Below are 21,794 nucleotides of genomic sequence, written 5' to 3'. Positions count from 1 at the left end.
TATGAAGGAGCGTAACGTCTCGGTCATTAGGGTAAAAAGACGTAAAAGAAATGACATCAAACATCATGGAGGTTCATGGAAAATTGCCTATGCTGACTTTATGACCGCTATGATGGCATTTTTTCTGGTTATGTGGCTGCTGGCAATTTCCAGCCCGCAGGAATTGACCCGAATTGCAGAATATTTCCGTACCCCGCTACAAGTCGCGATAAATAAAGGGGAACATAGTAGTGATAGCTCTAATCCTATCCCAGGGGGAGGGCAGGATGTACTTTATCAGGAAGGTGATATTCTGCGTCAGGCTGAAGTCGTTGAAGATAATGATGAATTCCGTAGGCTAAACAGGTTGCGTGAGCAACTCGATCAGTTGATTATTACTGATCCCCGTCTTAAAGCATTACGTCCACATCTGTTGATTGACATGATGGATGAAGGGTTACGTATCCAGATTATTGACCGGGAAAATCGGCCAATGTTTATGATTGGCAGTGCAATAGTCGAAAGTTATATGAGTGATATCTTGCGGGCTATTGCACCAATCCTGAACGATATTCCAAATAAAATCAGCCTGTCCGGTCATACTGATGACTTGAAATATGCCAATGGTGAGCGTGGTTACAGTAACTGGGAACTATCCGCAGATCGGGCTAACGCGTCAAGGAGAGAGCTGCTAATAGGCGGGTTGGATGAAGGCAAGATATTGCGGGTTGTTGGTATGGCTTCAACGGTCCGCCTAAAGCAGGAAGACGCCAGTTCACCGGTTAACCGTCGCATCAGTATTTTAGTGCTCAATAAGCAAGCGGAAGAGCGAATTGAACAGCAAAACACCGGCAGCAATTCCTTGATTATTAATGATAGTCAGGAAATTCACGAGGTGATTAGAACGGATTCGGCTGAAAGTGGGCCAACACAACAATCCCATGAAATCACAATATCGGCTCAACCAGAACCACTGAGTACTGAGCCTAATCGTGGTACCGACTAAGGTGACAAAGTAACGATGGATATTACCGCGTTTTATCAGACTTTTTTTGATGAAGCAGACGAATTGCTGGAGGATATGGAGCAGCATCTATTGCAGCTTGATCCCGATGCACCAGATCAGGAACAGTTGAATGCTATTTTTCGCAGTGCCCACTCTATAAAAGGGGGGGCTGCGACTTTTGGGTTTATCAAGCTACAGCAAACTACGCATGTTCTGGAAAATTTGCTGGACAGCGCCAGACGAGATGAAATGAGTCTGACGACTGACATTATCAACCTGTTTTTAGAAGCGAAAGATATTATGCAACAACAGTTGGATGCCTATAAAAGTTCTCAGGAGCCGGATGAAAGTGCGTTTATCTACATCTGTGAGACTTTGCGCCAGCTTGCATTGGAAGTACAGAGAGAAAATGAAGGTGAGGTTGAACCTGTCATCACTGAGGTAGCACCAGGATTGCCTGGATCCGAACCAGAATTAAAACCAGAACCCGTTGTGATTAAAAACCAACAAGGCAAAGTTCGGGTTCATCTTTCTGGTCTGAAAGAGCGCGAAGTTTCTTTGATGCTGGATGAACTGGCTAATCTGGGGGAGGTTTATGATGCTGAACAGACCCGGGATAGTGTGGAAGCCTCATTGGTAACATCAGCCACAGAAGATGACATTACCGCTGTGCTCTGTTTTGTGATTGAGCCGGAACAGATCACTTTTTTGCCGGTAACCGAACCCAAAGATGACGTTAAAAACCGGGATACAGCTAAAGTCGTCAAAGTGGCGGTGCCGGAAAAAAGTGCCATACCACCTGTCGGGCGTCCTGCACCTATGCCACCGGCTGGATCGCCACGTCAGCGTGCAGAATCTTCCAGCATTCGGGTTGCGGTTGAGAAGGTTGATCAACTGATCAACCTAGTGGGTGAATTGGTTATTACACAGTCTATGCTGGCACAGCATTGTAACGATCTTGAACCTAATTCACATGGCGATTTACTGAATTGCATGGTTCAGTTACAACGGAATTCCAGAGACTTGCAAGAGTCTGTAATGTCTATTCGTATGATGCCAATGGAATATGTGTTCAGCCGTTATCCACGTTTAGTCAGGGATCTTGCTGGCAAACTGAATAAAAAAGTGGATCTGACTTTGGTTGGCAGTTCCACTGAACTGGATAAGAGTTTAATTGAGCGCATTATTGATCCGTTGACTCATCTGGTCCGCAACAGCCTTGATCATGGTATTGAAGAACCGGAAATTCGACTCGCTTCGGGTAAGCCTGAAACGGGTAATCTGACACTTTCTGCTGAACATCAGGGTGGGAATATCTGCATTGAAGTTGTCGATGATGGCGCTGGGCTGAATCGTGAAAAAATTCTGGCCAAAGCGATATCACAAAGGCTATCAGTCAGTGAAAACATGAGTAACGAAGAGGTTGCTATGTTGATTTTCGCCCCTGGTTTTTCCACGGCTGAAGTGGTGACAGATGTGTCTGGCCGTGGTGTCGGTATGGATGTGGTTAAGCGAAATATTCAGGAAATGGGCGGACAAATCCAGATTAACTTCCAGGCAGGTAAAGGGACAATTATCCGGATTTTGTTACCTCTGACACTGGCAATCCTTGATGGTATGTCAGTGAAAGTGAATGACGAAGTGTTTATTTTGCCATTGAATGCGGTAGTCAGTTCTCTTCAGCCGCAGGAAGAAGATATTTATCCACTGACCGGTGATGAGAAATTACTGCATGTCAGAGGCGAGTATTTGCCACTAATTAAGTTATATCGGGTTTTTGATATTCCTGAGGCGAAAACAGATCCGACTAAAGGGATTGTTGTGATTGTACAGAGTGCCGGTCGTCGTTATGCCTTGTTGGTTGATCAGTTAGTTGGGCAGCACCAAGTGGTCGTGAAAAATATCGAAAGTAACTATCGCAAAGTGCCGGGAATATCGGCTGCCACAATTATGGGTGATGGCAGTGTGGCACTGATTATTGATGTCTCTGCATTGCAGCAACTCAATCATGACCAATTGGCACTAAGCAAAGCTGAGTTATTAGAAAAAAATAAACATTAAATGGGGCTTATCCCCATAGAAAATCGTCAATCTCACAGCAAAAGGTAGGATTATGTCGGCCATAGAAGCTTTTAATAAATTGTCAGGAGAAACTGCCGGGGAAGGATATCTGGTTTTTACCCTAGGTGATGAAGAATATGGTATCGAAATACTTAAAGTACAGGAGATACGTGGCTATGATCAGGTCACCCGTATTGCAAATACTCCTGCGTTCATTAAAGGGATAACCAATCTGCGTGGTGTTATTGTTCCTATTATTGACCTAAGAATTAGGTTTGCTCAGGAAACTGTTACCTATAATGATAACACTGTGGTTATTGTTCTGAATCTGCTGAACCGGGTGGTTGGTATCGTTGTTGATGGTGTTTCAGATGTTTTATCGCTTAAATCTGAACAAATCTGCCCGGCTCCGGAATTTGCAGTAACATTGTCTACTGAATATCTGACGGGCTTGGGTTCACTAGATGATCGCATGTTGATTCTGGTGGATATTGAGAAGCTGCTTAATAGCGAAGAGATGGCACTGGTAGATTCAGTGGCTAAAAACTAGTCATAAAAACTAGCCATCAAAAATAGCTGCCATGACGACTAGATGGCAGCTATTTTTTTGTCTATTCCTTGTTGATCCCAATCAGAAAAAATATTCAAATTTCTTTTAGTTGACCAGTAAAGTTTCTTTTAGCTATGCCGATAACAGAGCCATGCTGATCTATTGTAAAAAAGGGAAAACATGTTTAACCGAATGAAAATAGTGACCGGGCTGATGGCGGTCATCATATTATTTGGTGCTCTGCAATTTATATCTGGGGGACTTTTCTTCCATGAGTTGAAAGGTAATAAAGAAAACCTGGAAATACTGGATAAGATGCGTGAGCAGCAGACATTTTTGAATGACACTTGGGTTAATTTGCTACAGGCTCGTAACAGTCTAAACCGTGCTGGCATTCGGTACATGATGAAGGATGAAGGCGTTGACAATTATTACACAATGGAACAGTTGCTAACCGATGCCAGAGGTAACCTGTCTATAGCAGAGCAGCGTTTTGAACAATATGAACAGACGGCTAAATTACCTATTCATGAATCAGAAAGCCTTAATCGTCTAAAAAAAGCCTATGATGTTTATATTTCAGCACTTCATGAACTCATTGTCCTGATTGAACATGATCAGGCGGTGGAATTCTTTAATCAGCCAACGGGCAAATATCAGAGTGCTTTTGAGGAAGAATATAACTTCTATCTGACTCAAAACGATCATCTCTATTCCGATGTTGTCTTTGATGCGAGTGTATCCTACAGAAATGCAATGATTATGCTGGGTATTATCATACTGATCTTGGTTTCAGCGATGATTTTTAGCTGGGTTAGCATCAAGCACAGTTTACTGAACCCATTAAACAAATTATTGGAGAATATTAAGTCACTTTCTACGGGGGATTTGACACAAAATATCACTGTTTCAGGCAAGAACGAGATGAGCATGTTAGCGACTGGCCTGAAGTATATGCAGAAAGAGTTTATTAATACGGTTAGTAGTGTTCGTCACAGCAGTGACAATATTTATAACGGAACTAGCGAAATCGCTGCCGGGAATAATGATCTCTCTTCACGTACTGAAGAACAGGTGGCTTCTTTAGAAGAAACAGCAGCGAGTATGGAACAATTGACGGCAACGGTAAAACAAAATGCTGAAAATGCCCGTCAGGCAAGTAACCTGGCTGACAGCGCCTCTGAAATTGCCCGCCAGGGTGGGAAAGTCGTGGCGAATGTTGTACAGACGATGCATGAAATTGCCGGCAGTTCTCAGAAGATTTCCGATATTACCAGTGTTATTGATGCTATAGCGTTTCAGACTAACATTCTGGCGCTTAATGCTGCGGTAGAAGCCGCACGTGCCGGTGAACATGGGCGTGGTTTTGCTGTTGTGGCAGGAGAAGTCCGTAATCTTGCACAGCGTAGTGCTGAGGCAGCAAAAGAGATCAAAGCATTAATAGAAGATTCAGTTAGCCGCGCGGATACCGGTTCTGTCCTGGTTGAAAGTGCCGGTGAAACAATGAACGATATTGTCAGTTCAGTCACCCGTGTAACTGACATTATGGGTGAAATTGCATCTGCATCTGATGAACAAAGCAGAGGGATAACTCAGGTTGGCTTGGCGATCTCCGAAATGGATCGTGTAACACAGCAAAATGCTTCTTTAGTTGAACAATCAGCCGCCGCTGCGGCCGCGCTGGAAGATCAGGCGGCTGGATTGAAAAAACTTGTTTCTCTGTTTCAGTTACCAAATCTTGACGATAAGCCTCAACCAGAAACGAAAACTGAGCATTTACCTGCGGTTAAGACTCTTCCTGCTAAATCGAATCCACCCGTGTTGAAGAAAGTCAGCAATGTGGAAGAACAATCTAATTGGGAAACATTTTAAAACACTAAGTGATAACCACGGCTGCATATGCAGCCGTTAACCGAGGTGATTACATGTTAGGCAGGCTTCGTATATCAACCAGTTTATATCTGTTACTGATGATGTTTTGTGTAATGCAGATAATCTCAAGTGGTTTATCACTTGGGATCATTTACACAGACCAGACTTATATCGAGCGGATTGATTTGGGAACACAGAAGAGAGACACTTTAGGACTGAGCTGGGCGGCTTTGCTGCAATCGCGTAATACACTGAATAGAATCGCTGTAGGAAAAACGCTGCAACAATCTGAAAGTCATATTGACAGTATGGTTGCGAATGTTAAAGAGACGCTGGATAAGGCAGAGATGCATTTTGCGGAATTTATTGCGCTGCCTAAGTTAAATGAAGAGGATGGTAGCAGTGTATTGCTGGCATCTGTGGAAACCAGCTACAAGGAATATATCAATGCACTGAAGGAACTCTCTGCTTTCTTGGCGCAGGGTAATTATGATGCATTTTTAGACCAGCCAACAGAAAAGTATCAGCAGCAATTGGAATCTGATTTCAACCAATATATGCAGTATATCGGAGAAGAAATTAAGACTGCCGTTCAGGATGGTCGTTTTTATTATCAAATTGCAATTGCCATGTTTGCAGGCGCGATCCTAATGGTACTGGTAGTTGCTTGGGCAGCCCATTGGTGGTTAAAAAGAAATCTGCTCAGACCATTCGCTAATATGAGAAGTCACTTCCAGAATGTTGCAGAGGGAAAACTGAATAAAGAGGTTTCTGTTTTCACTCATGATGAAATTGGTGAAGTGTTCTTCAAATTGCGTGAAATGCAACGTTCACTGGTGAGTTCCATTACTTCGGTGAAAGAAAATACTAACCTGATGTACAGCGGTATTCAGGAAATTACTCAGGGTAATACCGATCTTTCTTCCCGCACTGAAGAGCAGGCGGCATCACTGGAAGAAACAGCCGCAAGTATGGAACAACTGACGGCAACGGTAAAACAGAATGCTGAAAATGCCCGTCAGGCCAGTGAATTGGCAGTATCTGCATCGAAAACAGCCTCTAAAGGTGGTGAGCTGACAACCGGCGTTGTGGAAACGATGGATGCAATTGCCAATAGTTCACAGAAGATCAGTGCAATTATCAGCGTTATTGATGGCATTGCATTTCAGACGAACATCCTGGCACTCAATGCGGCAGTAGAAGCGGCACGGGCAGGTGAGCAAGGCCGTGGTTTCTCCGTTGTTGCTGGTGAAGTCAGGGATCTCGCTCAACGAAGCGCCGAAGCGGCAAAAGAGATTAAAACATTAATTAGTGAATCCGTTCAGCGGGTAAGTCAAGGTTCTGCATTGGTTAGTGATGCTGGGAAGACCATGAATGAATTGGTCGCCTCGGTAAACCGGGTCACGGATTTGATGGCCGAAATTGCTGCGGCATCCGATGAACAAAGTCGTGGTATCCATCAGGTGGCACAAGCGGTTACACAGATGGATCAAGTTACTCAGCAGAACGCTGCATTGGTTGAGCAGTCAGCAGCAGCAGCAGCGGCACTTGAAGATCAGGCTGATATTCTGGTTAAGACAGTAGCACAGTTTGAGTTACCGGATAATTCAGGAAATAAACTTGAGAATGAACTTTTACTTACGCTGAGGTCTGCGGATAGCGGACGAGCGGTCAGTCAGACTCGCTGAGGCCAGATGAAATCAAATTTAATTGCTTCAGCGACAAGTTTACCGTCTTCGCCACTGAATCACATGATTCAGCGTTATACCCTGTCAGATGTGCATTTTGAGCGCATCTGCCAGTTTATATATCAACGTGCTGGTATTGTGCTTGCTGCGCATAAACGCGAGATGGTCTACAACCGTTTAATCCGGCGTTTACGAGTGCTTGGAATACGTGATTTTGGGCAATACCTGTTCATTCTTGAGAACGATACTGATAGTGAGGAGTGGCAGGAATTTATCAATGCGTTGACGACTAACCTGACGGCTTTTTTCAGGGAGGCGCATCATTTCCCTTTGTTAGCTAAACATGCAATTAAGAATGATAGCTCATACCGGGTGTGGAGTGCGGCAGCATCCACAGGGGAAGAGCCGTATTCAATTGCTATGACGCTGAGCGATGTATTGGGGCATCGTGTTCAGCGGGTAAAAATTATTGCCAGTGATATCGATACCAATGTACTGGAAAAAGCACGTAAAGGTGTTTATCGGCTGGATGAGTTGCGCCAACTGACAGATCAGCAGAGAAAACGTTACTTTTTTAAAGGTGTTGGATCTTATGAAGGTTACGCGCGTGTCCGGCCACAACTTGCTAACATGGTGACATTCCAGCATTTAAACCTGTTAGACCTCAATTGGCCGCTTGAAGGTAAATTTGATGCCATTTTTTGCCGTAACGTAATGATTTATTTTGATAAAAATACGCAGGAACGGATACTGCGCCATTTTATTACTTTGTTAAAACCCGATGGATTGCTCTTTGCTGGGCATTCTGAAAATGTCACTCAAATAAGCCGGGAATTCTACTTGCAAGGACAGACCGTTTACGGTGTAGGCCGGGCAAGGAGAGGTTATGAATAAGATAACTGTCCTTTGTGTCGATGATTCAGCGCTTATGCGCCAAATTATGCGAGAGATCATCAATAGCCACCCGGATATGGAGGTCGTAGCTTGCGCCCCCGATCCACTGGTGGCACGTGATCTGATTAAAAAACATAATCCACAAGTACTCACGCTGGATGTTGAAATGCCACGTATGGATGGCATTGATTTTTTGGAAAAATTAATGCGTTTACGGCCAATGCCTGTGGTGATGGTTTCTTCTCTGACCGCTAAAGGTTCTGAAATCACATTAAGGGCATTGGAGCTTGGTGCTGTTGATTTTGTCACCAAACCTCAATTAGGTATTCGTGAAGGAATGCTGGCTTACAGTGAGCTTATTGCGGAGAAAGTGCGGACGGCGGCACAGGCTAAATTATCGGTGCAAACAACCACACGGGTAAACGCTGCTCCTTTAAGTTTTAAGCCTCTGTTATCCAGCGAAAAACTGATTGCAGTAGGTGCTTCTACTGGCGGAACGGAAGCGATAAAGAATTTGTTGCAACCGTTGCCGGTAACCAGCCCGGCACTACTGATTACGCAGCATATGCCTCCGGGTTTTACCCGTTCTTTTGCTGAACGATTGAATAAACTTAGCCAAATTACAGTAAAAGAGGCCGAAAACGGTGAGCGGATTTTGCCAGGGCACGCATACATTGCTCCAGGTGATCGTCATATGGAACTGTGCCGTAATGGAGCTGATTATCAGGTTCTGATAACGGATGTACCGGCGGTTAATCGCCATCGTCCGTCTGTGGATGTGTTGTTCCGATCAGTAGCTAAATTTGCTGGAAGAAATGCTGTTGGTGTATTACTCACAGGAATGGGCAGTGACGGCGCGGCGGGTTTGCTGGAGATGAAACAAGCAGGAGCGTACACATTGGCACAGGATGAGGCGAGTTGCGTGGTGTTTGGTATGCCAAGAGCTGCAATACAAATGGGGGCTGTGGATGAAGTCATGGATATCCTTAAAATGAGCAAGAGAATGCTGGCAAAGATAAGCTCGGGGCAGTCTGTCCGTATTTAACGGCTGACGGATAAATTTAATTTTTTTAAGCGGCTCTGTGCTGACTGGTAAATAATTTCAAGGAGTTTTTATGGCGAATAAGGATCTTAAATTTCTGGTGGTTGATGATTTTTCAACCATGCGTCGCATTGTTCGTAACCTTTTAAAAGAATTGGGTTTTAATAATGTAGAAGAAGCTCAAGATGGGACGGAAGCCCTGACTAAGATTCGCTCATCTCAATTTGACTTTATTATCTCTGACTGGAATATGCCTAATATGGATGGTCTGGAGTTGTTAAAAGTTATTCGTGAAGATGCACAATTGGCTAAGATACCCGTTTTGATGGTGACAGCGGAAGCGAAGAAAGAAAATATCATTGCTGCTGCGCAGGCCGGGGCGAGTGGTTATGTTGTTAAACCTTTTACCGCTGCTACTCTGGAAGAAAAGCTCAATAAAATATTTGAAAAACTGGGCCTCTAAGGAGACATAATGAGTGTAAATCCAATCATGCCAAGGGATGAGACCATTAGTGCCAGTGAAATTATTAGCCGGATCGGCCAGCTTACGCGTATGTTGCGTGATAGTTTACGTGAACTGGGATTGGATCAAACGATCGCTCAGGCTGCTGAGGCAATACCCGATGCGAGAGAACGTCTGGATTATGTTGTGCAGATGACAGCGCAGGCAGCTGAAAGGGCGCTTAACTGTGTTGAGGCAGCGCAACCTTGTCAGAATGAGTTGGAATCATCGGCAATTTCACTGACCAGACGTTGGGATGAGTGGTTTGAAAATCCGGTTGAATTGCCTGTGGTACGCTCATTGGTTACGGATACCCGGAATTACCTCAATACTGTACCTGAGCATACTGCTTTCACTAACGCTCAATTACTGGAGATCATGATGGCACAAGACTTTCAGGATCTTACCGGTCAGGTTATCAAGCGGATGATGGATGTTATTCAGGAAATAGAAAAACAGTTAGTAATGGTATTGATGGAAAACATGCCAGCTGACCAGGTCGCGAAATCGAAAAAAGAGACTGATAATCTGCTAAATGGTCCGCAGGTGAATCAAAATGGCGTGGGTGTTATCGCTAATCAGGCTCAGGTTGATGATCTACTGGATAGCTTAGGTTTCTGAATAAAAGTGGCGGGGTCTAAAGGGCGGGGAGGATGTCAAGTCGCACTGACTGCCGCCGGAAAACTGCGAGGATGCGAGGATGAAGGTAAAGTGACCGGACAGACCGGTTTGGGAGACAACGTACAGAAACCTACGGTTTGGTCTTCGCAGAGTTGCCCCAAACCGTAAACTCCTGTAGAAAAATCATTAGCCAAAGTTACGACAGAAATCAATTAACTTGCATCAGAAAAGATATTTGAGTCTGGCGCGTGCACCGTAGCGCTGGTCGTTATCACTGTTGGCGATTTTGTTGTCAGCATCGGCCTCCAGCATAGAGACATAGGCACCAAGATAGAGATTAAAATTCTGCATATCCATGATGTCAGGGATCAGATATGACATATGGATAGTGTGGATGTCGTATTTGCCTGGCTCACTGAAAGGATGGTTAATATATGCGGTGATATCGTCAGTGTTGAACTCTTTGATATTGTTGTGGGCATAGATATAGCCCAGTTCGAAGCGATGCCACGTTACATTGATTCCGCTAGTGAAGTTCTGCTCGCCTGAGGCATCCAGATAGGCGGTGTTCAGGTTGGCGACAATGCCATCATCTGGGTTGGTTGCCAGACTGTTCCAACTCAGTGTCATGCCGTAGCCATTGCGTTTGGATTGATCAATCCATAGCCCTTGGGCATTCTGGTAGCCGTAAGCGTTGTTGACAACATTACTCTCCATCGCTATTGCTGCACTGAATTGGTCTTTTTTCCAGGCGGCCACTGGGCGCAGATAAGCAACATTTTTCTTATTATCCAGTGTATTGCCATGGTAGGTTTTATCCTGGAATAGCGAAGTGCCATCTTCGAGCAGCGTGTTAAGTTCGAAATACCAGTTGCCAGCGTATTTGCTTAACATCAGGTTACCGCCATTGTTACTGCGGCCACGTCCTTCTTTCATCATGTAGATATAACCGAAACCATCGGCATACAAATCGTTGGCGGTATTACCAGAATACTGAATAAAGGTATCCTGGTTGAGAGGAAACATATCGTAGGCTTCGAAACGCCCGATTTTGGCCTGCCAATTTTTCTCGTTACCGAAGAAGAAAGCGGCGTCGTCGAGATTCATTTTGCCGGTCATGTCTGCCAATGGTTGCACACTGAATCCGGCAAAGTCGCCGTTCTGATTGCGACGGTAGCCGTCTAGCCCAATCAAGATACGGCCATTCATATTCCAGCGTTCTTTGTCGCCGGGCTTCCAGTTTTTATTTTCATTGGTTTTCAATGAAGTAAGCTGACCGCTTCGGCTGGCGCTGTCGAGATTAAATTCTACATCACCGTACAGTTTTAGATCGCCGAAGTTATTCAGTTTCAACTTGCTGGCTGGTGAAGCGTTATTTTCCTGCGAAGTAATGGGTTGGGCCACCTGTACGGTCTGCTGTGTGGTTTCGGTAGTGTGTTGTTCCAAACGTTGTGCGCGTTGCTCGGCGGCTATGGCACGTGCTTCGGACTGGGCGGCGCGTTGTTCTGCCTGTTGCAATCGTTGCTCCAGTGCATCAAGGCGCGCTTCGATGCGGGTGGCGGGCGAGGCAAAGGCCGAGGCTGAAAGGATTAATCCTGGTGTGACAATCAAATAGCGAAGGTTTTTCATGGTACTTTACCCTTTGGGATATTAGTTATTATGCTTTATTACATCGTCAAATGGGTTTTCAGGCTAAAAGATAATTGAGTTAAGTTAGCTGGCGCCAATCAATGACTCATTAGCAAAAATCGCCTTAAACCCTCGCCCAGTGCGGGCGGAGAGATAAGATGAAAATCCTAAAGGGCTTTAAGATATTAATCAAGTGTATTTGGGTCGCGTTAACAGACTCTCACTCTCTTAATGAGCACTGACGATATTGTTATCCTGCACTCCGGAAAGAAATACTGCAAGAATACCAGTAAACGCGAGGGCGATGTCACCCCACTGAGGGAGAGCAAGCTGTTCTCTGGAGTAAAACAACTGTAGGCCAATGGCGGTAAAAGCTGGCACCGTGTAAAGAAAGACGGCTATATGTGATGCGGTGGTAAAACGCAGACCTTCAACCACAAATAAAAATTCCAGGGCAAATAACATCCCCACCAGTAAACCTGGCTTGAAGCAAGCCCCGGATTGAGTAAGTGGTTCTTGCCTCACCCACATCAGAGCAAAAAATTGCACAAATACGGGTGGTTAAACGTGGTTGATTCTTTTGCTTGGCAATTTATTTAGAATAGAAAAAACATTTGAAGTGGAAATAATTGCATGAATTAATCACGCTGTTATCCTAATTTTCTATAGAATGAACAAAGATGTATTTGATTCTATTGTTATAGCAATAATGTATATCTGCTGTAGATATAAATTTATTTAAATAAACCTAATGGAAATTATATTTTATTTTATTATTTTTCAAATTTACTATTTAAATGATTGATAGTATATTCAAGTAGTTGAGAAATCTATTTTTATATGTTGATATGCTATCCATTGTACTATGATTTCAACTGGGTAAGATATGATAAATTTTTTTTAATCATATAGTTAAGTGCATTGGCGTTTTTTTGTGATCACTCCCTCATTACGACAGATTCTTTTATGATAAAACATAAGAGATAGTAAGCTAAATTTTTGTAAAATATCACTATTAATACTGTATAACTTTATCAATTTAATTTGATGTATTATTCGATACGGCGAGGTCATTATTGACATTTATCACAGAATATAATGAGTTTTGATGTGAGCATAAAGCCTTAAGTTAGATTGATATAATAGGTGTTATTATTGGAACCATGTCTTGGTTAAATATAAGAGTGTCTAATGAATTATCTGTTGGGAAAATTTGATTACTAAAATAATTTAGTAAAGTAATGAATAGTTCCAATGTCTTAATCATTGAGGGATTTAAAGACATAGGTAAAAGCCTGTTTTTTAATCGTAGCGTAATTATGGAAATACCGGTGTTTATTGGCTCCGTGTTTAGCGAATAGCTATTGTTCATCGGTTGGAGTTTTTAAATGGCGTCACATTGTGTTCAGGACAATGCTCAAAATTTGGGAAACACCACGACAGCCAGAGCTACTCATGGTCATGGAGATAATTTTGCACCCCACGTCAGGCGTATAAACGTTATTAAGAATTGTGACCGCAGATCGCCATCTTATGTAATCCGTGTGGCAGGATTACCCGTGTTCACTTTTTTATCGGGATCGATAGTCTCTCAGGCAGTGATGACAGGGGACTCCCCCGTGTTTGCTTCTTTATCAGGCATTAAGCGCAATAACGACAACTACCACGTTAACTATTTGTGAGGAAAAAGAGAGTGATAGACGTACAGATCAATGAAGTACCTCTTAAGGAACACAGCCCTTTAATGGATAATTGTCTGGATGAGCAAAAGTTACTTTATGACATGCTGCTGTCACGGGAAATTGATAACCGTAGTGCGTTAGTCACGCGACAAGGCCGTGCCTGGTTCCATGTATCGGCTGCTGGACATGAAGGGCTGGCAGTGTTGCCACAGCTTATGGAAAAGAATGATGTGCTGGTTCCTTACTATCGTGATCGGGCATTAGTCTTAGCGCGTGGTATGTCTACTGTTGAAATGGCAAGGGAACTTATGGGAAAGGCCACTTCTCACTCAGCCGGCCGGACCATGTCGAATCATTTTTGTGACAAAGAGAACAATATCTTCTCGGTAGTCAGCCTGACCGGAACCCAATGTATTCCCGCAGCTGGAGCTGCCTGGGCAAGTGTGTTGGACAATAAAAATGGGCTTGTCGTGTGTGGTGTCGGCGATGCAGCAACTCGGCAGGGAGAATTTTATGAAGCGGTCAGCTTTGCGGTTGAAAGGCGTTTGCCCGTAGTTTTTGTGGTTTCCGATAATAAATTAGGCATTAGTACGTCAACAGAGGCAATGGCACCGTATCGATTGGGAATTTTTAACGAGTGCTTGATTCGCCGGGTTGATGCCCGCAAGCCGGAAACCGTGTTTCCTGTTGCACAGGAGGTATTCAATAAGGCGAGATTTGAGCGAACTCCCTGCATCTTGGTTTGTCGTATGGATCGGTTAGACTCTCATTCCAATTCGGATTCTCACAAGTTGTACCGTTCCCAGGATGAACTGGGGGCGCTACAAGATCCTATTGAGAATTATGTCGCCTATTTAAAGGAAAAAGGGGCGCTTGATGATCAGGATTTGGCTGAACGAAAAGAGAGCATTAAATCTGATGTGGCGGAAATATTTGAGCGTGTTTATCACGAAGAAGAGCCTGATCCTGAAAGTGTAAGTACCTATTTGTGCAATCGTCAGGGGGCTCCTGTTGTACATGTTGAGATGGAAGCTGAAGAGACACAGGTTAAAGCGGTTAATCAGGTTTTGGATGAGGCGTTGAGCCAGCATCCGAATGTACTGTTATTTGGTGAGGATATTGAAGATCCTAAAGGAGGGGTTTTCGGTTTTACCCGTGGCTTATCCACCCGCTATCCTGATCGCGTTATTAATGCCCCCCTTTCTGAAGCCACGATTATTGGTTCATCTGTTGGGTTGTCCGCTTGTGGCTGGCGTCCAATTGTTGAACTACAATTTATCGACTTTGTTGGGCTGGGCCTCAACCAATTACAGTCACAACTTGGCACTTTAAGTTGGAGAACGGTGGGGAAATGGCGCTGCCCGGTGGTGATATATGCGCCTTATGGTGCTTATCTCCCAGGAGGCGGTATATGGCACAGCCAGAGCTCGGACGGTATCTTAGCGCATATTCCTGGTATTAATGTTCTTGTTCCAACGACACCCGCCGACACTATTGGGTTGTTCCGTACAGCGTTAAGTCTGGACATGCCGAGCCTGATCCTGATCCCTAAACACCTTATGAGAGAGCGTCATGAGCGCCGACAGGTGAGCCCAGTGCCTCTCGGGCAGGCAAATATCATCAGGGCAGGAAAGGATATTACGCTGGTTGCTTGGGGAAACACTGTTCAACTTGCGACTATGGCTGCTCTTCAGGCGGAAAAAAACAATATTGACATTGAAGTGATTGAATTACGTAGTCTGGTACCTTGGGATAAACAACGGATTGCGGAATCTTTGCGCAAAACCGGGCGGCTTATCGTTGTACAAGAGGATACCCGGACAGCCAGTGTTGGCGCATCCATTATTGCTGACCTTTTGGATGAGAATGACAATTTCTTCTCTTTACTGGCACCACCGCGTTTGGTGACGCGTGAAGATATTCATATTCCTTTTAATCCTTGTTTAGAGAAAGCTGTTTTGCCCGGCACGGATGACATTTTGGCCTCCGTATATGCGGTAATGAGCTAAGGAGAACTTATGGCACAGTTGCTTATTCCCCCGATGGGAGAAGGAACCACTGAAGTCGTCATTACCCAGTTACTTAAGCAGGTGGGAGATCATGTCAAGCGTGATGAACCTGTTTATGAAATGGAGACGGATAAGGCCGCCTTTACCATTGAATCTGATGTTGAGGGGATCCTGGAAAAATGGCTGGCTGCGGAAAATGATATTATCCCTGTTGGGTCGCCTATTGCGGTCATCAGAGCCGTCGGTGAGTTGGCAGAGCCTTCCCCTGTCAGTGAAGAGTTGACGCCTCCGCCGGTTAGCGTGGAGACGGCTCCGGAGGTATCTGCTCCTCCTGCGCGTATTCCGCCCAAAACCCGTCTGTATGCACAAGAACACCAAATTGAGCCCCACATTCTTAATCAATTGGCGGAAAAATACGGGACATTATTGCCCAACCACATTGATGACTACCTGAAGCACAGTGAAACCAAGTTGCCAGAAAATGGCCATTCCGAAGATGACAATATTGGTTTTCTGTCAAAAGATCAGCAGCGCCTTAATCGTGCATTACGGTTGAATAGCGGTACGGTACAACCTTGTTGGGCAGCTAAACCACTGTCGATTGAACTGGTTGATAACGCCATTCGTCATCTAACCGAGAATTCTGGGCAGCAAGAGTGGATAACACCGTTTCAGGTAATCACTTACGCAGTTTCTCAGGCGCTGAAAAAATTCCCGATGCTGCGCTCAAGGCCGCTGGATCAAGAACGTTATCATACTTATACCGATATCAATCTGGGTATTGCTTTTCTGGATGAAAAAGGTGATTTGAGTTCATTAAAAGTGGCGGGAACACAGATCATGGGCTTTTTCGAGTTCAGACAACATCTGAATAGTGTACTTGATCCCGATGCTGAAAGAGTGCCCGTCGATATAGATGTTCCCATGATGATCTCGTATACCGGCAGCGATGGTGCTACCTCGGCTGTACCGCTTATCGTGCCGCCATCGCAGTCAACATTGTTCATCGGTGCTCCGCACAACAAAGAAATGAACCTCGTTCTGGCATTCAATCACTATTTGCTGAATGGGGTAGAAGCGGCTGAATTTCTTACGGAGATTGCTGCTGAAGTTCGCGTTCTGTCCGGTCCGCAATCTGTCGCGCATCAGATGGAAGGTCAATCCGGTAAACCGGTTGCTGGGCAGTTACGCACGCTTCTGGCTGACTTCCTGAATTGGGACGAAGATTTTACTGAATCAATGATGCAACGCACTTGGGCTGATTTGGGCATTGATTCGCTAAAAGCGGTAAAACTTGCAGAACTGATGTCAGTGCGTTTTCGCCGGAAATTATCGCCCACGCTGTTCTGGCGTTATAGCTCACCGCATCGGTTGATTGAGTATCTTGACATTTCCAGAACAGAAGTAGCCGAGAATAAACATTCTTTAGATGACTTTATTAATGCGGTGCGTTGTCTTGATGGTGAAGCAGCATTAGGATTGCAGCGCCTCATAGAGGGAGGTAAGCATGGATAATCTGTATCACATATATCATTCACTAAGCTTGGAGGAACAGCGGATAGCTAAATCCGCCTTGCTGGAGCATTTAAGCTCCATGGCTCCATCAGTAAGCAGTTCAGATGATACGAAACAGATGCCTATTGCTATTGTGGGCATGGCCTTCCGACTACCTGGCGCGGAAGATTCCCCAGAGCAAATGTGGGAGATCATAAGATCCGGACGCAGTGTAATAGAAGAGATTCCGGAGCAGCGGCTTGCGTCTGGGAAACCTTACATTATTCCGCTGCCTAAAAAAGCATTAAAAGCTGGGTTGCTGAATAATATTGATGGTTTTGATGCGCCATTCTTTGGTATTTCTCCGCGAGTGGCCGCCATGATGGATCCGCAGCAGAGAATGCTATTGGAGCTGACTTGGCAAGCGATAGAAGACAGCGGTACAAATCCGCTAAGTTATTCGGGATCAAAAACAGGTGTTTTTGTTGGTTCGTGCAGTAATGATTATCGTGAACTTGTCGCGGCTGATATGGCAATGGCGAATGCTTATGTAACGACGGGAACACTGAATTGCCTGCTGGCGAACAGGTTATCATTTTATTACAACTTTGTTGGTCCCAGCTTGCAAATTGATACCGCGTGTTCAAGCGGATTAACGGCGCTGACTCAGGCGGTAAATTCATTGCGTTCTGGGGAATGTCAGCAGGCGATAGTTGGCAGTATTAATTTGTTGAGCAACACATTTAACATGGCTGCTTATTACCGGTCGGGAATGTTATCTAAGGATGGTTGTTGCCGGGTTTTTGACGCGGATGCGAATGGCTTTGTCCGTGGTGAAGGCGCGGTGTGCCTGTTTTTGAAAACACAAAAACAGGCATTGGCGGATCAGGATCCTATTTATGGATACGTTCGGGCATCGGCGGTAAATCATGGCGGGCGTGCTAACTCACTGACTTCACCTAACCCTGAGCAGCAGATTGCATTAGTCAATGATTGCTTGCAACAGGCTGGAGTTTCTGCGGAGCAAATCAGTTACTTAGAAGCACACGGTACGGGAACTTCACTGGGCGATCCAATTGAATTTAATGCGCTTAATGAAGTCTTTAACCATGGTCAGTCAGGAAAAATGTTGCAACCTTGCTATATTGGCTCAGTAAAAGCCAATATTGGGCATTTAGAGGGCGCTGCGGGGTTAGCGGGTATCGTTAAAGTTTTATTAATGTTGCAGCATAAATCCATTGTACCTTGCGCAGCATTTCAGCGTCTGAACCCTGAAATTGATAGCGCTGACACGCGATTACAATTGGCTACAGAGGAGAACGCTTGGCTGGTGGATGCAGGACAAAAACGTTTTGCTGGACTCAGCTCTTTCGGATTGGGTGGAAGTAACGCTCATGTCATTTTGGAGGAGGCGCCGACCAAAGTTCAGCAACAGACTAAAACCAGTTCGGATAGATATTATTATCCCATCGCGGCCAATAGCCAGGCATCGTTGCAAAAAATGGTGGTTATGTTGGGAGATTTTATTAAGAACGATGAAAACATCGATCTACAAGCGGTTAGCTGGACATTGCAGTTTGGCAGGGCAGCGCTACCTCATCGGGCATTGTTTGTTGCAACATCACGGCAGGATCTCCTGAATCAACTCCGTGATTTTGCTTCATCTGCTGCAACCAAAGAAGATCAATGGCTTCATATGGCAGAGGACGATTCTCGATTCTTATGGTTACAAGGTCAGGATATAGATTGGCGTACTTGCTGGCCTTCTGGGCAGAAGCCGTTACGCATTCGACTGCCCAAATATGCTTTTGAACATCGGCGTTACTGGTTACCTAACAACGAATTTGTGGTTGAAAAACCGTAGTTGGGCCCTCTCTTTTCCGTACAAATTCCCTGTTTTACAACAGGGAATTTATCAAATTTATTAACCAACCCATTTAAAGAATGAGAAATGTTTTCTCTTCATCGAAAATTTTAAATAGCGTATTGTTGGTTGATTGGCTTTCTCTCATATTTAATAATATTTTAATTGTATTAACTAATTGTATTAACGATGATAAAAAGTCTGACGGATTAATTAATCAGAAAAGTGATAAAGATTAGACCGGTATTTAATCGTTAATAAAGGGCGAAAATAGCCTGGAAAAATAACGAAATTTATTTTCGTATAAAATTAAATTAAAGGAATGAAAAAGAAAGACATTTTAAATAAAATCGTAAAAAATAAATACTATTGCATGGATTAAGACAGTGAAAAGCAAGTTTAAACTGGCGTATTTAAGGGGTCGTAAAACGCGAAAAGTGATCCGGAGATTCGATCCTGAAAATAATTTATTTGTGGATTTTTCTATGCCTATTTTTCATGATCGATTATTTAATTGGCTTATAAAAAATCATTACCCGGTTAAAAATGCTATTAAAATAGATTCCTTTTTGAAAATATATTAATTGGTTTATTCATATTATTAATTTTTTTGAAATAAATAACTCTTCATAATTCTGCTACACATGGACTTTCTCAACCCATTGTTATACATAGAATTATAAGTGGTATAAGATGTAGCACTATTTTGGAAACTTATTTATATAAACATTAATAGATTGATTTTTTTTATTTTCCACTGATAGCCTCATGATAGGTAGGTTTTAAACTGTGATTAAAAATCATTGTCTTAACTCTTTTATTTAATTGGTATAAGATTATTAATAATGGTTTCTACCACTTTTAACGCCTGCTCTTTGTTAAGTTTAATCATCATGGAATATCTTATTTTACATTCAACGAACGTTAATCAACTCCATTTTATCTTTACTGCCACTGTTTTATTGGCAATCTTAAACGGTTTTCATCGGCCATCATTCTTTATTTTGTTTTCATAAATAAATCAGTAAATAGTTTGATGATATAAAGATATCCTTTTATATTTTCTCGGATAGTATTCTTTTTATTGCTGATTTATTTTAAATTCTTGGTTAATGGTTAATGGTTAATTCACTTTGATTAAATTTAATTAACGTAATTTTAAAAGAATTTACTTATAGTTAAATCTGCCTCTGTATTTTATATAAAAGCTTTAATATCTCCGTTTTCGTGCTTTTAAATGGTCATGTCAGGTAAATGTAAAATAAACGGAGGATAGCATCGTCGATGAATATTATTAAACATGACAAGGAATAAATCGTTTTTGGTTACTCTGTACCTTTTAAACATTCGGCATTAATGGGAGCCTGTTCAGCTAATTAATCACTGAAAAAAGCAGCGAGCCAGCCGTTTGGCTGGCAGTGAATGAATAGCGGGAAACCATTTTTTGAGTAAGCTTTTTAGTCGTTGCTTCATAGTGTGCGCTCCCCGTCAAAACTGCCCTTAATGGTATTTTTAATTGTGGCTGAATAAACAGATTTAAAAAATCCTGGTTTTCGATAAGAAAATGATTTTGGGTATCATTGTTCATTCTTCTTGCTGTTTTAAGTTGTTCTGATATTTCAGGTCTTCCTTTTTCTCCCCAAAAATCATATTTCTTCCCCGCTCCCCAAAAACAGTTATTCAACACTTTCTCTAAATCTGACCAGGCACTGTTGGCTTGAACAATGCTGCCACCGATAAGCAAACTGGCCCCGACGACTATTGCCGTGAGTATGCCTCCCGTCAGGAAGCTGCCTGCGGCCGCTCCGATCCAGACTGCTGTGGTCAGGATAATGGAACCTGTCCCTATCGCTACCTGGCTATAACCTTCCACCTTATTGCCCACTTTAAAGGCGTTACTCGCATCATAGAAGGAGACCAGCGCCCCTAAATAACCTGCGACACTACCGGCAACCCGGGAGAATTGACTGACCATGGCTGCATTGATAGCTGGCACTTTTATCCCGTTCATCAGCGCCTTGACTATCGGGGAATTTACCTTACTCGCCAGCGTCGAACCCAGAGAGGTCAAATCAGCACTCATACCAATCACCGCCGTACTAAAGCGCAGCAGGTTCATATAGGTCGGTCCGGGCTGTAACGGGTTATTGCGGGCATATTCTGTCTGCATAGCCACATCTGCCAGGGTAAAGGCATTGAGAAACAGGCTGACGCCGGTCAGTGAGGCGTCAAACAGTAAACCAATGGACGGTTTACCGGCACCGTCTAAGGTAAAAAGCTGGACCGGCGAGTCTGCACTGGTTTTAACGGCGGGCAGGGTTATCACCGGTTTGTTGCCGAGTGATCCCAGGCGTTGACTCCAGTTAATGATCTGTTCCCCAATAGCCTGTGTCCGTACCGCTGGATCTGGCAGGTGACGATGGGCTTTCGATTCCAGCCGTTTAAGCATTTCCTGATAACTCTGTTCACTGAGCGCCACTCTGCCATCCGACGCCCAGCGTAGAGAGCAGGGCGGGAACAAATTGTTGGGTTATCTGGTCGATGGCTTTCTGGGGAAGCTGGCGGAGATAATTTGTCCCCTGAGAAATCGCCTGACCGGGATCAGCACAGACGGTGGCCAGGAATGTTCCCATACCCAGCAGAATATTATCGACACCGCGAATAAACGGGCTCTTAAGCATCGGTGATTTTACTTTGTCGTTATTCAGCACGGTGATAACACTGCCGGTAATGGTGCGCCAGAAGTTGCCATCCCCGTTGCTGTCCGACTCGTTAGCCGCCAGTTTTGCCAAAACCTGTTGGCCCGGCAGGGAGGATTGCAGATTGCCAAGCAAACCAGAGAGGATTTCACTGAAAAACTGGAACTCCAGCGCGTCCTCTTCTTCCAGCATCTCTTTTTCA

Annotated in this window: 18 protein-coding genes; 13 read left to right on the top strand and 5 right to left on the bottom strand. The window is 43.9% G+C overall.

Annotated features, from left to right (window positions below; translation table 11 throughout):
• Position 1: 1 nt before the first annotated feature.
• From motB to cheZ, 9 genes are all read left to right on the top strand, one after another.
• On the top strand, positions 2-985 hold the full coding sequence (gene motB / locus ACUN2T_RS15390; protein ID WP_445493890.1) for a flagellar motor protein MotB: 984 nt from the start codon (positions 2-4) through the stop codon (positions 983-985).
• 15 nt (positions 986-1,000) lie between these two features.
• Positions 1,001-3,046, top strand: a complete 2,046-nt coding sequence (gene cheA / locus ACUN2T_RS15385; protein ID WP_445493889.1) for a chemotaxis protein CheA — start codon at positions 1,001-1,003, stop codon at positions 3,044-3,046.
• A 52-nt stretch (positions 3,047-3,098) separates the two neighbouring features.
• Positions 3,099-3,596: a chemotaxis protein CheW gene (cheW, locus tag ACUN2T_RS15380; RefSeq protein WP_445493888.1), complete on the top strand. Its 498-nt coding sequence runs from the start codon at positions 3,099-3,101 to the stop codon at positions 3,594-3,596.
• Between the two features lie 180 nt (positions 3,597-3,776).
• Entirely contained in the window at positions 3,777-5,468 is a 1,692-nt protein-coding gene (locus tag ACUN2T_RS15375) for a methyl-accepting chemotaxis protein (protein ID WP_445493887.1), read from the top strand.
• Between the two features lie 53 nt (positions 5,469-5,521).
• Complete coding sequence (locus tag ACUN2T_RS15370) at positions 5,522-7,156, top strand: methyl-accepting chemotaxis protein (protein WP_445493886.1); 1,635 nt, start codon at positions 5,522-5,524, stop codon at positions 7,154-7,156.
• A gap of 63 nt (positions 7,157-7,219) precedes the next feature.
• Positions 7,220-8,050, top strand: a complete 831-nt coding sequence (gene cheR, locus ACUN2T_RS15365; RefSeq protein WP_445497886.1) for a protein-glutamate O-methyltransferase CheR — start codon at positions 7,220-7,222, stop codon at positions 8,048-8,050.
• Entirely contained in the window at positions 8,043-9,095 is a 1,053-nt protein-coding gene (locus ACUN2T_RS15360; RefSeq protein ID WP_445493885.1) for a protein-glutamate methylesterase/protein-glutamine glutaminase, read from the top strand. The genes cheR and ACUN2T_RS15360 overlap by 8 nt, the downstream gene beginning before the upstream one ends.
• Before the next feature lie 70 nt (positions 9,096-9,165).
• Positions 9,166-9,555 carry a chemotaxis response regulator CheY gene (gene cheY / locus ACUN2T_RS15355; protein WP_036848977.1) on the top strand — a complete coding sequence of 130 codons (390 nt, stop codon included), beginning with the start codon at positions 9,166-9,168 and terminating at the stop codon, positions 9,553-9,555.
• A gap of 9 nt (positions 9,556-9,564) precedes the next feature.
• Positions 9,565-10,215, top strand: coding sequence for a protein phosphatase CheZ (gene cheZ, locus ACUN2T_RS15350; RefSeq protein WP_445493884.1), 651 nt, complete (start codon positions 9,565-9,567; stop codon positions 10,213-10,215).
• Between the two features lie 35 nt (positions 10,216-10,250).
• On the opposite strand, the gene ACUN2T_RS15345 is transcribed toward cheZ, so the two are convergent.
• From ACUN2T_RS15345 to ACUN2T_RS15335, 3 genes are all read right to left on the bottom strand, one after another.
• Complete coding sequence (locus tag ACUN2T_RS15345) at positions 10,251-10,376, bottom strand: hypothetical protein (protein ID WP_445493882.1); 126 nt, start codon at positions 10,374-10,376, stop codon at positions 10,251-10,253.
• 61 nt (positions 10,377-10,437) lie between these two features.
• Positions 10,438-11,844, bottom strand: a complete 1,407-nt coding sequence (locus tag ACUN2T_RS15340; protein WP_445493880.1) for a carbohydrate porin — start codon at positions 11,842-11,844, stop codon at positions 10,438-10,440.
• 228 nt (positions 11,845-12,072) lie between these two features.
• Positions 12,073-12,375 (bottom strand): EamA family transporter, encoded by a 303-nt coding sequence (locus ACUN2T_RS15335; RefSeq protein WP_445493879.1) that lies wholly within the window; start codon positions 12,373-12,375, stop codon positions 12,073-12,075.
• Positions 12,376-13,232: 857 nt separating this feature from the next.
• On the opposite strand from ACUN2T_RS15335, the gene ACUN2T_RS15330 reads away from it, so the two are divergent.
• Genes ACUN2T_RS15330 through ACUN2T_RS15315 form a run of 4 tightly spaced genes read left to right on the top strand, consistent with a single transcriptional unit; the run spans position 13,233 to position 18,893 of the window.
• Positions 13,233-13,526, top strand: coding sequence for a hypothetical protein (locus ACUN2T_RS15330; RefSeq protein ID WP_445493878.1), 294 nt, complete (start codon positions 13,233-13,235; stop codon positions 13,524-13,526).
• Between the two features lie 11 nt (positions 13,527-13,537).
• On the top strand, positions 13,538-15,535 hold the full coding sequence (locus ACUN2T_RS15325; protein WP_445493877.1) for a dehydrogenase E1 component subunit alpha/beta: 1,998 nt from the start codon (positions 13,538-13,540) through the stop codon (positions 15,533-15,535).
• A gap of 9 nt (positions 15,536-15,544) precedes the next feature.
• Complete coding sequence (locus tag ACUN2T_RS15320; protein ID WP_445493876.1) at positions 15,545-17,050, top strand: biotin/lipoyl-containing protein; 1,506 nt, start codon at positions 15,545-15,547, stop codon at positions 17,048-17,050.
• Positions 17,043-18,893, top strand: a complete 1,851-nt coding sequence (locus tag ACUN2T_RS15315) for a beta-ketoacyl synthase N-terminal-like domain-containing protein (protein WP_445493875.1) — start codon at positions 17,043-17,045, stop codon at positions 18,891-18,893. Before ACUN2T_RS15320 ends, ACUN2T_RS15315 begins: the two co-directional genes overlap by 8 nt.
• A 1,372-nt stretch (positions 18,894-20,265) precedes the next feature.
• On the opposite strand, the gene ACUN2T_RS15310 is transcribed toward ACUN2T_RS15315, so the two are convergent.
• Positions 20,266-21,372 (bottom strand): hypothetical protein, encoded by a 1,107-nt coding sequence (locus ACUN2T_RS15310; protein WP_445493874.1) that lies wholly within the window; start codon positions 21,370-21,372, stop codon positions 20,266-20,268.
• Complete coding sequence (locus ACUN2T_RS15305; protein WP_445493872.1) at positions 21,359-21,784, bottom strand: hypothetical protein; 426 nt, start codon at positions 21,782-21,784, stop codon at positions 21,359-21,361. The genes ACUN2T_RS15310 and ACUN2T_RS15305 overlap by 14 nt, the downstream gene beginning before the upstream one ends.
• Positions 21,785-21,794: the final 10 nt, after the last annotated feature.

Source organism: Photorhabdus machadonis, from assembly GCF_052657765.1.
Note: the sequence above shows the minus strand (reverse complement) of the source record. Positions and strands in the feature narration are given on the sequence as shown.

Excerpts from the sequence above, each read along its gene's own strand:
- motB (WP_445493890.1), top strand. The coding sequence starts at position 2 with ATGAAGGAGCGTAACGTCTCGGTCATTAGGGTAAAAAGACGTAAAAGA.
- cheA (WP_445493889.1), top strand. The coding sequence starts at position 1,001 with ATGGATATTACCGCGTTTTATCAGACTTTTTTTGATGAAGCAGACGAA.
- cheW (WP_445493888.1), top strand. The coding sequence starts at position 3,099 with ATGTCGGCCATAGAAGCTTTTAATAAATTGTCAGGAGAAACTGCCGGG.
- ACUN2T_RS15375 (WP_445493887.1), top strand. The coding sequence starts at position 3,777 with ATGTTTAACCGAATGAAAATAGTGACCGGGCTGATGGCGGTCATCATA.
- ACUN2T_RS15370 (WP_445493886.1), top strand. The coding sequence starts at position 5,522 with ATGTTAGGCAGGCTTCGTATATCAACCAGTTTATATCTGTTACTGATG.
- cheR (WP_445497886.1), top strand. The coding sequence starts at position 7,220 with ATGATTCAGCGTTATACCCTGTCAGATGTGCATTTTGAGCGCATCTGC.
- ACUN2T_RS15360 (WP_445493885.1), top strand. The coding sequence starts at position 8,043 with ATGAATAAGATAACTGTCCTTTGTGTCGATGATTCAGCGCTTATGCGC.
- cheY (WP_036848977.1), top strand. The coding sequence starts at position 9,166 with ATGGCGAATAAGGATCTTAAATTTCTGGTGGTTGATGATTTTTCAACC.
- cheZ (WP_445493884.1), top strand. The coding sequence starts at position 9,565 with ATGAGTGTAAATCCAATCATGCCAAGGGATGAGACCATTAGTGCCAGT.
- ACUN2T_RS15340 (WP_445493880.1), bottom strand. The coding sequence starts at position 11,844 with ATGAAAAACCTTCGCTATTTGATTGTCACACCAGGATTAATCCTTTCA.
- ACUN2T_RS15335 (WP_445493879.1), bottom strand. The coding sequence starts at position 12,375 with ATGTGGGTGAGGCAAGAACCACTTACTCAATCCGGGGCTTGCTTCAAG.
- ACUN2T_RS15330 (WP_445493878.1), top strand. The coding sequence starts at position 13,233 with ATGGCGTCACATTGTGTTCAGGACAATGCTCAAAATTTGGGAAACACC.
- ACUN2T_RS15320 (WP_445493876.1), top strand. The coding sequence starts at position 15,545 with ATGGCACAGTTGCTTATTCCCCCGATGGGAGAAGGAACCACTGAAGTC.
- ACUN2T_RS15315 (WP_445493875.1), top strand. The coding sequence starts at position 17,043 with ATGGATAATCTGTATCACATATATCATTCACTAAGCTTGGAGGAACAG.
- ACUN2T_RS15305 (WP_445493872.1), bottom strand. The coding sequence starts at position 21,784 with ATGCTGGAAGAAGAGGACGCGCTGGAGTTCCAGTTTTTCAGTGAAATC.